The organism is Kocuria sp. MNB10 (assembly GCF_054073685.1).
Window position 1 is genome coordinate 1,411,776 of record NZ_CM133411.1, and the last position, 13,268, is coordinate 1,425,043.

Below are 13,268 nucleotides of genomic sequence, written 5' to 3' on the forward strand. Positions count from 1 at the left end.
TCGTGACGGGTGAGGTGCGCACCCCCGCCTGCCCCTAGGATCGACCCGTGGCCCGTTTCCTGCTCGACATCGCCCCCGTGCGGGACATCCCCGCCTTCCGGCGACTGTGGATCGGGTCCACGCTGTCGATGCTCGGAAGCCAGTTCACCGTGATCGCGATCAGCCTGGAAGTGTTCGAGCTGACCGGATCCACGTTCGCCGTGGGGATGGTGGGCTTCTTCGCGCTCGTGCCCCTGATCATCGCAGGTCTCTACGGGGGCAGCATCGGGGACGCCACCGACCGGCGTTCGGCGGGCCTGTGGACCACGTTCGGCCTGTTCATCATGACCGTGGCGTTGGCCGCGCACGCGTGGCTGGACATTGCGAGCGTCGCGGTGCTCTACGGCATCGTGGCCCTGCACTCCTTCGCGCAGGGACTGAACCAGCCCGTGCGCGGTGCGATCGTCCCGCGCCTGGTCCCCATGCGACAACTGCCCGCCGCCAACGCCCTGTTCCAACTGACCATGGGCTCGTGCCTCATGGTGGGCCCGCTGCTGGGCGCGCTCACGGTGGCCGGACTGGGTTTCCGGTGGGCCTACACGGTGGACGCCCTGAGCTTCGCCGTGAGCCTGTGGGCCATGTACAAACTGCCACCCCTGCCGCCCATCCCCGGGGAGGACGGCGCCACGAGCAAGGCCGGTTTCCGCTCCGTCGTGGAGGGGTTCCGGTTCCTGGCCACCCGCCCCAACCTGCGCATGACGTTCCTGCTGGACCTGGCCGCCATGATCTTCGCGATGCCCCGCGCGCTGTTCCCCGTGCTCGGGGCGTCCGTGCTGGGCGGGGACCAGTTCACGGTGGGGCTGCTCACCGCGGCGCTCGCGGCGGGATCCGTCCTCGCGGGAGTCTTCTCGGGAACATTCATTCGCATCAATCACCACGGTCGCGGGTGTGCCGCCGCCGTGGCCGCGTGGGCCGTGTGCATCATGGCGTTCGGTGCGGTGATCCTGGTGGCCTCCGGCGGCTGGGGTCGGGACACCGCGTGGCCCCTCGTCATGTCCTGCCTGGTGCTCGTGGCCGCGGGGGTCATGGACTCGGTGTCCATGCTGTTCCGCACCACCATCCTGCAGGCGGCCACCCCCGACTCGCTGCGCGGCAGGCTCCAGGGCATCTTCATCGTGGTGGTTGCGGGCGGCCCTCGCCTGGGCGACGCCGCGATGGGCACCGGCGGCCAGTGGCTCGGTCCAGGGTTCGCCGCCCTGGTGGGTGCCGTGATCTGCTTCCTGCTCGTGCTGCTGCTCATGCGGATGTTCCCCGGGTTCATGCGCTACGACGCCCGCGACCCGCAACCCTGACCGCCTGCGCCTTCCTCGACGGGGCTCGTCTTCGGGGACGACGACGCCGCTCGCGCACCCTCGGGTCGCCCGCTCACTCCCATGCCGTTCGCGGGCCGCAGATGTCACCCGGCCCCGTGGTCAGGATGGGGCCGGCTCCCGCACAATGGAGATCCATCACGTGGCACACCAGGAGGTAAGGGACATGGCGATTCTCAAGGACGGCCGATGGGCCGGGAAGATCTTCGACGGGGAGTGGGCGGAGGGTTCCGGTGAGCCCATCACGGTGCTGAACCCGGCCTCGGAAGCGGTCCTGGGTCACGTGGGTGCGGCCACGCCGGAGGACGTGTACCGGGCGGCGACAGCGGCGTCGTCGGCCCAGCAGTCCTGGGCAGCGCTCAAGCCCACCGAGCGCGCGGCCGTGCTGCGTCGGGCGGGGCAGTTGTTCGAGGAGCACGCTGACGAGGTCGTGGACTGGGTCGTGCGCGAGACCGGCGCCATCCAGCCCAAGGCCGGGATGGAGGCCCACGTGGCCGCGCAGGAATGCTTCGAGGCGTCCGCGCTGCCCACGCACGCGAAGGGCCAGGTGCTGGCCTCGGACGACCCGCACTGGTCGCTCGCACGGCGTCTGCCCGCCGGGGTGGTGTCGGTGATCTCCCCGTTCAACTTCCCCCTGATCCTCTCGATCCGTTCCGTGGCACCCGCGCTCGCGCTCGGTAATGCGGTGCTGCTCAAGCCGGACCCGCGCACGCCCGTGACCGGCGGAGTGCTGATCGCACGCATCTTCGAGGAGGCCGGGCTTCCCGAGGGTGTGCTGCACGTGCTGCCCGGCGGCGGGGACGCCGGTGCGGCCGCCGTGGACGCACCCGAGGTCCGGATCGTGTCCTTCACGGGTTCCACCGAGGCGGGGCGGCACGTGGGCGCGGCCGGCGCCCAGCATCTCAAGCGCACGCACCTGGAACTCGGTGGCAACAACGCGATGATCGTGCTGCCCTCCGCGGACCTGGACCTGGCCGCGAGCGTGGGTGCCATGGGGACCTTCTTCCACCAGGGTCAGGTGTGCATGACCACGGGACGGCACATCGTGCACCGGGACGTCTACGAGGAATACGTCCAGCGACTCGCGGACAAGGCGGACTCCCTCGTGGTGGGCGACCCCTCCGAGGGACAGGTCCACCTGGGCCCGATCATCGACGAGAAGCAGCTGAAGTCCGTGGACTCCAAGGTCCAGGAATCGGTGATCGCCGGCGCCACCATCCGGGCGGGTGCCACCCACGACGGGTTGTTCTATCGCCCCACGGTGGTGACTGATCTCACCCCTGAGATGCCGGCGTGGAACCAGGAGATCTTCGGCCCGGTGGCACCCGTGATCGCGGTGTCCTCCGTGGACGAGGCCGTGGCGCTGGCCAACGCCTCCGAGTACGCGCTGTCCCTCTCGATCCTGGGCGAGGTGGGGGAGGCCATGAAGGTCGCGGACCGCGTCACGGCCGGGAAGATCCACATCAACGAGATGACCGTGATGGACGAGGCCACCGCCCCCATGGGTGGGATGAAGGCCTCCGGCACGGGCGTGCACTTCGGTGGGGCGGACGCCAACGTCGAGGCGTTCACCGAGCCGCAATGGGTCACCCTGAGCCCGGACATCCCGCAGTACCCGTTCTGATCGGGCAATCCCGCCCGGCCCCGAGGACCGCGACGGCGTGTGATTTTGCTGAGCTAAAGCAGCGAACCACCCTCTGAGAGGGGGTTTGCGTGCTTTGGCTCAGCAAAATCAGTGCACCCGCACTTGGGAGAGGGTGGGGTTTACCCGGAGACGAATCGGCTCAGACGTCCCTGCGGGTGCGGCTCGTGACTTTGCTGCGCAGTGTCAGGAGCAGGATGATCACCAGGACCCCGTAGAGCACGAGCACGATCGGACCGCTCACCAGGACCGAGGCGTCACCGTCCGCGCTGATCAGGGCGTCCCGCAGGCTCGTCTCCGCGAGCGGACCCAGGACCATCCCGATGATCAGCGGCGCGAGCGAGTAATCATGCATACGCATCAAGAAGCCGACGAGTCCCACGCCCAGGAGCATGAGCAGGTCGAAGGTGGAGCCGGACGTCGCGTAGATGCCCAGGCCGCAGAACACCGTGATGCCCGCGTACAGGTACGGGCGCGGGATGAGCAGTAGCTTGGCCCACACCATCGCGAACGGCAGGTTGATGATCAGCAGCACGATCATCGCGATGAAGAAGCTGGCCAACAGCGCCCACACGAGATCAGGGGCGCGCTCGAACAGCAGCGGCCCTGGTTGCAGCCCGTACTGCCGGAACGCGGCGAGCATGATGGCGGCGGTCGCGGAGATGGGCAGGCCCAGCGCGAGCAGCGCACCCATGGCCATACCGGTGGTGGCGTTGCCCGCGGCCTCGGGTGCGGCAAGACCTCGAATGGCGCCCTTGCCGAATTGCGGGTCGCGACGACGCCGATCCAGCTTGCGTTCCGCGCCGAATGCCAGGAACGTGGGGATCTCCGCGCCGCCGGCCGGGACCACGCCGAACGGCAAGCCGATGGCCGTGCCGCGCAACCATGCCGGGGTGGCCTCCCGCAGTTCCTTGCGGCTCAACCAGGGCCGCCCCTGGGCCTTCAGCATCCTTCCCTGGCTCTGGAACCGGGCGGTCGTGGCGAAATAGATCACCTCACCCAGCGCGAGCACCGCGACCGTGACGGTCACCAGGGAGATCCCGTCGAAGAGGTAGGGGGAGTTCATGGTGAACCGCGGGATGCCGGTCACGGAGTCGATACCCACCACGGCGATCCCCAGTCCCAGGGCGAGGGACAGCAAACCCTTGACCGCGGAGTCCGTCACCACGGAGGACGTGGCCACGAACGCGAACAGGGCCAGGGCGAAGAACTCCGCCGGACCGAACTGGGTGGAGAACTCGGCCAGGAAGGGTGCGAAGAACACGACCACCACGGACGCCACGAAACCACCGATGAACGCTCCGATGGCCGCCGTGGCGAGCGCTTGTGGGGCTCTGCCGGTGAGCGCCATCTTGTGGCCCTCGAACGTGGACGCGATGGCCGAGGCCTGCCCCGGGGTGTTCATGAGGATGCCCATGGTGGAATCCCCGAACAGCCCGCCGAAATACACGCCGGAGAACATGATGAACGCCGCGGTGGGATCCAGGGCGAACGTCACGGGCAGCAGCAGCGCCACGGCCATGGAGGACCCCAGGCCGGGCATGACACCCACGGCGGTGCCCAGGAAGCATCCGAGCACCACCCAGAAGAGGTTCTGCAGGGTGAGCGCCCCGGCGAAACCGTCCAGCAACAGCGAGAGGGTCTCCATCTAGAACCCACCCCCCAGGAGGCCGGAGGGCAGGGACAGCCCCAGGGCCATGTCGAAGGCGATGTACGCGAGGGAACTCACGGTCAGCCCCACGACCAGTGAGAACAGCGGGCGGGTGGAGCCGAAGCCGCGGGCCACGCACCAGAACAGTACGGCGGCGCCGATGATCCACCCCAGGAACTCGAGCAGTAGTGCAAACACCAGGAAACCGCCCACCACCCAGGCGAAGGACCGCCACGAGAATTGGGGCGTGGCGGGCTCGTAGGCACCTACGAACTCGTAGCCGTCATCGTCCGCCGAGGGTGCGGCGTCGTCATCGGCGGGGGAGGTGTGCGCGGTGCTGCCCGTCGACGTCGTCGGGTGGCCTCCAGGGGAACGGTCCGCGGACCGGCGGCGCAGGATCGAGAGCACCTCCACGATCACCAGGGCGTAGATCACGGCCGTCACCACGGCCGGGAAGAACCGGGGCCCGGGGAAGTCCACCGACTCCGGGACGGACATGCTGAGCATGCCCACCAGCAGGTACGTCGCGAAAGCCGCGAGCACCAAAGGCATGGTCAGCTCGGACAGCAGCGACCGGTGCGCGGAGGGCGGCGCCTCCTGCGGGGGTGGTGCGGACGCCGGGGTCGACCCGGTCACCTGTGATGTCACAGTCCCAACTCCTTGTAGAGGCCCTGGATGCGGGTCTTCTCGTCCGCGAGGAAACGGGTGAGCTCCTCGCCCGTGATCACGTTCTCGTTCCAGTTGAAGCGTTCGATGGCCTCCCGCCACTGCGGTGTGGCGATCGTTTCCCGCACGATGGTCTCGAGCTCGGTCTTCTCCTCCGGCGTGATCCCACCCGGTGCCACGAGCAAGCGCCAGTTGGCCAGGGTGACGTCGAAGCCCTGCTCCACGGTCGTGGGGATCTCCACCCCGGGCACGGGTTCGCGGGCCACGACGCCCAGGGCCCGCAACCGCCCGGACTCGATCTGGTCGATGGAATCCGGGTACCCGCTGGCCGCGGCGGCCGCCGTGCCGTTGAGGAGGGCCTGGGTGGATTCACCGCCGCCGTCCGAGGACACGTAGATCATGTCCTTGGGTGCCAACCCGGCACTGATCGCCATCTCGGTCACGACCAGCTGGTCGAAGGAACCGCCTCCGGTCCACGGGACCTTGCCGGGGGTCTTGGCCCACGCCGTCATGAGTTCCTTCAGGGACGTGTACGGGGAATCGCCGGGGACCACGATCACGTCGTACTCCTCCACCACCACGGCCAGGGGATTCACGTCCGCGTAGGTGGTGGCGGAGTCGTACTGGATGGTGGCCGCCAACTGACCCGTGCCACCCACCATGAGGTTGTTGGCCTTGCCGGAGAGGATCTCCAGGTTCCCGAGCGCGATGGTCCCGCCGGCACCCGGGATGTTCACCACCTGGGTGTTGTTCACGATGCCGTTGGCCCGTTGGGCCTGCTGCATCTCCCGGGCCACGGTGTCCCACCCGCCGCCCGCGGCCGCCGGGGCGATAATGGTCAGCGACGAACGGAGGTCGTTGCCGCCGGATGCCGATGCGATGGACCCCGCCGTCGCGGTTCCGATGGCCCCCAGGGCCACGAGTCCCCCGAGACCGTAGGTCAGGAACGTGCGGCGGTCGGGGGAGTGGGTGGAGCTCATGGATTCTCCCGGGATTCGCGGTAAGGGGAATTCCCGCCGCCCACGGGGCCGCGAGAAGTGTGACTTAGGATACACATATCCCCACGTGGGAGGCGGTACCGACGCGGACCCCGGGATTCACCGAGCCGGCACCGGTTCACCGCCCGGGGGCGATCTCGCCCCGCCCCGGAACCTGCCCCCCAGATGGATCGCGCACAGAGAAGAGGACCCATGGCCATCATCCTTGCCGCCGCCGAGACTCCGGCCGGTCACGCCGCCCGCGACTTCGCCGTGCAGGAAGCCCGGCGTCGCGACACGGACCTCGTGGTATTCCCCGTGGACGGGAACGAGCCGGATCTGTCCGCGATCCCGTACGAGCGCGTGAGCGTGGAGCATGCCGCCGCCCGCAGCCGCAATGCCGTGGGGGATCTGGTGGACGCCACCAACCGCGCGGAGATCGACGCCGTGGTGGTGGGGGTCCGACGGCGGTCCCCCGCGGGCAAGATCTTCCTGGGTTCTTCCGCGCAGCAGATCATCCTGGAATCCGCCGTCCCCGTGATCGCGGTGAAACCCGCCCCGGGACGCTGACCCTGCCCGCCTCGGCGGGTGACTGATCCCCTTACCCTGGTGCGGTGCCTTCCTTCCGCTCACGCCCGAACCCCCGCGCGCCCCAAGACGCCCGCCCCTCGGAGCCCGATCCCGGAGGTCTCCACCGCGGGGGCCCCGCAGCTTCCGAGGAGCCCGTGACGCCCGAGGGCCCGGCAACGCCGTCGGATCCTGGGACCCCGTCCAAGACCGCGGGCGGGAAGAGCCTGAACCGCCAGATCCTCGCGCTCGCCGTCCCGGCGTTCGGAGCGCTGATCGCGGAGCCGCTGTTCCTGCTCGCTGACTCGGCGATCATCGGCCACCTGGGCACGGCGCAGCTCGCGGGGGTAGGGATCGCCGCGACGGTGGTGCAGACGGTCGTGGGACTCATGGTCTTCCTGGCCTACAGCACCACCCCCGCGGTGGCCCGGCACGTGGGTGGTGGCAGACTCGCCGATGCCCTGCGCGTGGGTCGGGACGGACTGTGGACCGCCGCGGGTCTCGGGGTGCTGCTCGCCGCGGTGGGTGCCGTGGCCGTTCGTCCCCTGCTGCGCGCCCTGGGTGCGGAGGGCGAAGTGCTGGAGCACGCGACGTCGTACGCGTTGTGGTCCCTGCCCGGACTCGTGGCCATGCTGATCGTGCTGGCCGCCGTGGGTGTGCTGCGAGGTCTGCAGGACACGACCACCCCGCTCGTGATCGCGGGCGTGGGCGCCGCCGTGAACGCGGGGCTGAACGTGGCGCTCGTATACGGCGCGCAGCTGGGCGTCGCGGGCGCGGCGATCGGCACGAGCATCACGCAGTGGGCCATGGCTGTGACGTACCTGATCATGCTCACTCGGCAGTTCCGACGGCGCGGCGTGAGCCTCGCGACGTCCTGGGCCGGGGTGCGCACGCACCTCACGGTGGGGACATGGCTCATGCTGCGCACCCTGTCCCTGCGCGCCGCGATCCTGGTGACCGTGGTGGTGGCCACGGCGCAGGGGGCCGAGAACCTCGCGGCCTACCAACTGACCATGACGATCTTCAACTTCCTGGCCTTCGCACTGGACGCCCTGGCCATTGCCGCCCAGGCGCTGCTGGGCAAGGAACTCGGCGCCCGGGACCTGCGACGGCGCTCGGAACGCGAACATGTCCGGAGGCTCATGCATCGACTGATCCGGTGGGGCCTGGGCTTCGGCGTGGTCACGGGCGTGATCGTGGGTCTGCTCGGGCCGCACCTGGGCTTCCTCTTCACCTCGTCGCGGGACGTCCAGGTGATCTTCGGGGTCGCGTTGATCGTCGTGGCCGTGGGTCAGCCCCTCGCGGCATTCGTGTTCGTGCTCGACGGCGTTCTGATCGGCGCCGGCGACGCTCGCTATCTCGCCCTGGCCGGGGTCATCAACCTGGTCGTGTACGCGCCCCTGTTGTGGCTCGTTCTCGAACGGGGTGGGAGCGGCACCGTGGGCGCGGCGTGGCTTTGGATTGCGTACGCGGGCGGGTACATGGGCGCCCGTGCCGTGACCCTGGGTCTGCGCATCCGCGGGGACCGGTGGATGTTCGTGATGGCGTGAGCGGCCCGCGGAGCCGGCCCGGCGCCAGGAGGCTCCGTGCGGCGTCGTCACAGGCCTGAAATCGCGTGGTGGACCGCGCCGTTGCGGGGTGCGGAGACTATCCTGGAGGTATGAACAACGACGTTCTGAACACCTCGTCCAACGCTCCCGTCCTGGTGGGTATTGATGGTTCCGAGATCGCGCTGCGCGCCCTCGACCGTGCCCTCACGGAGGCGGCCGCCCGCAAAGTCCCCGTGCGCCTGTTGTGCGCGTTCCCCGTCGCGGTCGTGGGGGATCCAGGCCTGGAACAGCGCTTCCACGACGCCGTGAAGGCGGAGAGCGAATCCCATCTCGAGGCCGCCGAGGAGTACGCCCGCTCCCACGCCCCGGACGTCGAGATCCGCAAGGTCCTGGGCGAGGGCGACGCCGCTCGGGCCGTCCTGCACGCCGCCAAGGACGCGTGCCTGGTGGTCATGGGCAAGCGCGGCAAGGGCGATGCCCTGCGGGGTCGGCTGGGCTCGGTCTCCGCGGCCGTGGCGGCCCACAGCCCCGTGCCCGTGATCGTGGTCCCGCCCGGAACCCACGAGGACGACTCGGACGCCGAACTCGCCCGCGAGGAGGGCCGGGACGGCAAGGACGTGCGCGTCTCCGACGACCAGGCCCAGGGTGGAACCCGCACTCCTGCCTCCGAGATGGACTTCTCCGGCTCCGTGGTCGTGGGCGTGGACGGCGCGGGGGAGAAGAACCCCGCGGTAGCGCACGCGATCCAGTACGCCCTGTCCCATGACGCGACCCTGAGCCTCGTCTCCGTGAACGGCGCCCTGTCCGGGACCCCGGAGTGGTTCCAGGACCAGTACAACCAGACCTACTACTTCCAGGAATCGCTTGAACGGCTCTCAGAACTGGCGCGCACCATTGCTGAGCGGGAACCCCGGTTGCGGGTCACCCAGCACGCGTTCCTGGGCCGCCCCGGCCGGGTGCTCGTGCAGGCCACCCGGACCGCGGACCTTGTGGTCGTGGGCTCCCGCGGGATCGGTGGGTTCACGGGTCTGTTGCTCGGATCCGTGTCCCAGGCCGTGCTGAGCTCCGCTGCCGGGCCCGTGATGGTGGTCCCCAGCGGGCGCTGAGTCCCGATCCGCACTCCCCCTCGAAATACAGTTAAGAAACTAGGTGCAGACAGATGACACAGAACATCGTGGTGGCGTACGACGGTTCCGATCACAGTGAGCGGGCCCTGGACTGGGCGATCCTCGAGGCCCAGAAGCGGCAGGAGCCGTTGAAGATCGTGCTCTCCATGGGCCGCCAGACCGGCCTGGACCAGTCCATCTATGGAGCCTTCGCGGATGCGCTGCACCAGGAGTCGGAGCGGCTGGCCACGCGCGCCGTGGAGAAGGCCAAGGCGGGCGGCGTCACCGGGCAGGGCATCATCGAGCGCGGCGACGCCGCCGGCGTGATCGTCTACGAGGCCCAGGACGCCTCCGTGGTGGTCCTCGGCAAGCGCGGGCACCACGGGGTGCGCGGGCGCGTGGGTTCGGTCTCCGCCGCGGTGGCCGCCCACTCCGCCGCGCCCGTGGTGATCCTCCCGGAGGAGTGGCGCCCTGACGAACGTGAGACCCGGCCCGAGGGTGAGAGCTTCGAGGGTCGCGTGGTCGTGGGCGTGGACAAGCTCGGCGCCAAGAACGAGGCGGTCCCGCAGGCCGCCCGGTACGCCGCGGATCACGGGCTGCGGCTCGCGATCGTGAGCGTGGTCCCCACCACGAGCTACCTGCCCATGAACTCCGCCGAGCTGGATCGCGCCGTGCAGGAACAGCTCATGGCCCCGGCCAAGGAGCTCACCGATTCCGTGGCCGAGGAACTGCGCAAGGACTTCCCGGACCTGGAGATCGAGACCCGCGTGCTGGAGGGCCGCCCCGCGGACGCACTCGTGGACGCCTCCTGCACCGCCGAGCTGCTCGTCATGGGCACCCGCGGGTACGGCGGGTTCCGCGGTCTGCTCATGGGTTCGGTGTCCCAGGCCGCCCTCGCGGACGCCGAGTGCCCCGTGATGGTGGTCCCCACCGCGCGCCGCTGAGTCGGGCGCTCTCGAAACCCACTGGGTCTCGAGAGCAACGCGCCGTCGGGACCGCCGGGCCGCGCGGCGTCATCGTACCCGCACCCTGGCCTACGAGAACCTGTGTCGGCCAGCATGTGACGAAACCCGGGAGGATCCGTGGACACCGAGACGCTCAGGATGGCGCCCCTGCGGCGCATCATCACGACCGGCGCGCTGGGGGCGGTGCTCGTCGCGGGAGTCGCCGAGCCCGCCCACGCCCTGGACGTGCCACCCCGCCCCACCGAGGGTGCGGTGCAGGACCAGGCGGACCTGCTGACCCCGGACCAGGAAGCACAGCTGAACCGATTGATCGGGGAGAAGAACTCCGAGAACGAGTACATCCGCGCGGCCGTGCTCACGGTGGACGACACCCAGGGAGAGAGCATCGAGGACTACTCCCGCACGGTGGCCACGGACTGGGGCGTGGGAGACGACGGCCGCAACAATGGGGTGCTCGTGGTCGCGGACATGGGCGAACGTGAGCTGCGCATCGAGGTCGCGGACGGGGCCCGCGAGGTGCTCTCGGATGGGGACGCCCGGAACATCATGCAGGACGAGCTGGAACCGGGGTTCAAGAAAGAGGATTACGCGGGAGCGTTCACGAACACCATCACCGAGGTCTACGACGAGGCGAATCCGCAAGCGGCCGCGGATCGTGAAGCCAAGAGCAACACCTTGCTCCGCGTGATTCTGGGCCTCGTGGGAGCGGGTGTCCTGGTGGGGCTTTTTCTGGCATGGCGCCATCACCGGCAGAACAAACGGATCCGGGAGCAGGCGGAGGGCGAGATCGAGCAGTTCCAGCGGGAGCACCCGGACGAGGAGATCACGGACGGGATGCGCCAGGCGTACTACAAGTACCGCCTCCAGAACCGCAAGGCCCCCGGGCTCAACGACAAACCCAATCGGGCCAAGGACGCGGACGGCATCGAGCACGAGATCCGGTACGCGCCCACGTTCCGCTCGTGGTTGCCGCTCTACGTGATGTACCCGGCGGTGTACAACGGTTCGGCGGCATCCTCGGCGGGGTCGTCGTTCGGGAGCTCGTCCCCGTCGTCCTTCGGCGGGGGCGGCGGGTTCACCGGCGGGGGTTCATCAGGGAGTTTCTGACCAGGGACGTTCCGGGAACGTGTCTTCGACACTCCGAGCGGCCGCCGCGGGACGAACGCGCGGCCGTGGCCCGCGCTATGCGTTCGCGCCCGTCCGGACCATGCTCAGCAGTTCCTCGTGCACGGTGGTCTCTCCCATGAGCTCGGGGTGGAAACTGATGCCCAGGACATTGGCCTGGCGAACGGCCACCACCGTGTCGCGGTAGCGGGCCAGCACCTGCACACCGTCCCCCACCTCGGTCACCGAGGGTGCTCGGATGAAGGCCGCGCGGACGACGCCGCTCGGGGTCATCGCGGTGTCGTCGTCCGTCTCCGCGTGGCCAGCGGTGCCGGCCCAGGGGAGCGAAACTTCCGCGGAGTCGACTTGGGAGCCGAACGCATTGCGGTCCACCGTGACGTCCAGAACACCCAGGCTCTGCTGCCCCGGCGCGGGATCCGCAATCCGCGTGGACAGCATGATGAGTCCCGCGCACGTGCCCAGAGTGGGCAGGCCGGCGCGGATGACCCGCTGGAGGGGCTCGAACAGACCGAACGTGCGGCACAGCCGGTCCATCGTGGAGGACTCACCCCCGGGCAGGACGAGCGCGTCCACGGCGGGAGCGTCGTGGTCGCCCAGCAGGTCCGAGACGGAACGGACGCGAACCGCCCGGGCACCCAGCGATTGGAGCATCGCCAGGTGCTCGGCCACCCCGCCCTGCAGCGCCAGGACACCGACGGTGGGGGCGGAGCTCACCAGCCGCGCTCCGCGAGGCGGTGGGGTGCGGGCAGGTCCGCCACGTTGATGCCGACCATGGCCTCGCCCAGGCCGCGGGAGGCCTCTGCGATGCGGGCGGGATCGTCGTAGTAGGCGGTCGCGGCCACGATGGCGCGGGCGCGCTCGGCGGGGTTGCCGGACTTGAAGATGCCCGAGCCCACGAACACGCCGTCCGCACCGAGCTGCATCATCATGGCGGCGTCCGCGGGGGTCGCGATCCCCCCGGCGGTGAACAGCACCACGGGGAGCTTGCCCGTGCGGGCGACCTCCGCCACCAGCTCGTACGGCGCGGACAGTTCCTTGGCCTTGACGTAGAGGGCGTCCGGGGTGGAGGTGTAGAGGCCCTGCAGCTCGGCGATCTGGGCGCGAATGGTGCGGATGTGCTTGGTGGCCTCGGAGACGTCCCCCGTTCCGGCCTCGCCCTTGGAGCGGATCATGGCCGCGCCCTCGGTGATCCGGCGCAGCGCCTCACCCAGGTTGGTCGCACCGCACACGAACGGGACGTTGAAGCGGTGCTTGTCGATGTGGTTGACGTAATCGGCGGGGGAGAGCACCTCGGACTCGTCGATGTAGTCCACCTTGAGGTGCTCGAGCACCTGGGCCTCCACGAAGTGCCCGATCCGCGCCTTGGCCATCACGGGGATGGACACCGAGTCGATGATCTGCTCGATCAGATCGGGATCGCTCATGCGCGCCACGCCACCCTGCGAGCGGATGTCCGCGGGAACGCGCTCGAGCGCCATCACGGCCACGGCTCCGGAGTCCTCGGCGATCCGGGCCTGCTCAGCGGTGACGACGTCCATGATCACACCGCCCTTGAGCATGTCGGCCAGGCCGCGCTTGACGAGGCGCGATCCGGTCACGGGGGTGGGGTTCTGGGCGGAGGTCTGCAAGGTTTCGGTCATGGCCTCCATCCTGGCAGCGTGGGTGGTCCA

12 protein-coding genes are annotated in these 13,268 nt (G+C 69.5%); 7 read left to right on the forward strand and 5 right to left on the reverse strand.

Features of this window, described 5'->3' with window-relative positions; all coding sequences use genetic code 11:
* Positions 1-47: 47 nt before the first annotated feature.
* Positions 48-1,331, forward strand: a complete 1,284-nt coding sequence (locus ACW9PK_RS06350) for an MFS transporter (RefSeq protein ID WP_368844251.1) — start codon at positions 48-50, stop codon at positions 1,329-1,331.
* Between the two features lie 184 nt (positions 1,332-1,515).
* The gene (locus ACW9PK_RS06355; RefSeq protein WP_457017112.1) at positions 1,516-2,973 is read left to right on the forward strand and encodes a benzaldehyde dehydrogenase; all 1,458 of its coding nucleotides are present in this window, start codon (positions 1,516-1,518) and stop codon (positions 2,971-2,973) included.
* A 160-nt stretch (positions 2,974-3,133) separates the two neighbouring features.
* Here the strand turns inward: ACW9PK_RS06355 and ACW9PK_RS06360 are convergent, their stop codons facing one another.
* Genes ACW9PK_RS06360 through ACW9PK_RS06370 form a run of 3 tightly spaced genes read right to left on the reverse strand, consistent with a single transcriptional unit; the run spans position 3,134 to position 6,288 of the window.
* Positions 3,134-4,639 carry a tripartite tricarboxylate transporter permease gene (locus tag ACW9PK_RS06360; RefSeq protein ID WP_457017114.1) on the reverse strand — a complete coding sequence of 502 codons (1,506 nt, stop codon included), beginning with the start codon at positions 4,637-4,639 and terminating at the stop codon, positions 3,134-3,136.
* The gene (locus ACW9PK_RS06365; protein WP_457017116.1) at positions 4,640-5,290 is read right to left on the reverse strand and encodes a tripartite tricarboxylate transporter TctB family protein; all 651 of its coding nucleotides are present in this window, start codon (positions 5,288-5,290) and stop codon (positions 4,640-4,642) included. It lies immediately after the preceding gene.
* Positions 5,287-6,288, reverse strand: coding sequence for a tripartite tricarboxylate transporter substrate binding protein (locus ACW9PK_RS06370; protein ID WP_085106747.1), 1,002 nt, complete (start codon positions 6,286-6,288; stop codon positions 5,287-5,289). The genes ACW9PK_RS06365 and ACW9PK_RS06370 overlap by 4 nt, the downstream gene beginning before the upstream one ends.
* A gap of 210 nt (positions 6,289-6,498) precedes the next feature.
* On the opposite strand from ACW9PK_RS06370, the gene ACW9PK_RS06375 reads away from it, so the two are divergent.
* The 5 genes from ACW9PK_RS06375 to ACW9PK_RS06395 all read left to right on the forward strand — a co-directional run bounded on the left by ACW9PK_RS06375 (position 6,499) and on the right by ACW9PK_RS06395 (position 11,580).
* Positions 6,499-6,855, forward strand: coding sequence for a universal stress protein (locus ACW9PK_RS06375; RefSeq protein WP_035960942.1), 357 nt, complete (start codon positions 6,499-6,501; stop codon positions 6,853-6,855).
* A gap of 155 nt (positions 6,856-7,010) precedes the next feature.
* Entirely contained in the window at positions 7,011-8,402 is a 1,392-nt protein-coding gene (locus ACW9PK_RS06380; protein ID WP_419720592.1) for an MATE family efflux transporter, read from the forward strand.
* Between the two features lie 110 nt (positions 8,403-8,512).
* A complete protein-coding gene (locus tag ACW9PK_RS06385) occupies positions 8,513-9,508 on the forward strand; it encodes a universal stress protein (protein WP_167317905.1) in 996 nt (331 codons plus the stop codon).
* Between the two features lie 53 nt (positions 9,509-9,561).
* Positions 9,562-10,452, forward strand: coding sequence for a universal stress protein (locus ACW9PK_RS06390; protein WP_457017120.1), 891 nt, complete (start codon positions 9,562-9,564; stop codon positions 10,450-10,452).
* Between the two features lie 138 nt (positions 10,453-10,590).
* Positions 10,591-11,580: a TPM domain-containing protein gene (locus ACW9PK_RS06395; protein WP_064846422.1), complete on the forward strand. Its 990-nt coding sequence runs from the start codon at positions 10,591-10,593 to the stop codon at positions 11,578-11,580.
* 75 nt (positions 11,581-11,655) lie between these two features.
* Here the strand turns inward: ACW9PK_RS06395 and pdxT are convergent, their stop codons facing one another.
* The gene (gene pdxT / locus ACW9PK_RS06400) at positions 11,656-12,312 is read right to left on the reverse strand and encodes a pyridoxal 5'-phosphate synthase glutaminase subunit PdxT (protein WP_085106751.1); all 657 of its coding nucleotides are present in this window, start codon (positions 12,310-12,312) and stop codon (positions 11,656-11,658) included.
* Complete coding sequence (pdxS, locus tag ACW9PK_RS06405; RefSeq protein WP_131332123.1) at positions 12,309-13,238, reverse strand: pyridoxal 5'-phosphate synthase lyase subunit PdxS; 930 nt, start codon at positions 13,236-13,238, stop codon at positions 12,309-12,311. Before pdxS ends, pdxT begins: the two co-directional genes overlap by 4 nt.
* Positions 13,239-13,268: the final 30 nt, after the last annotated feature.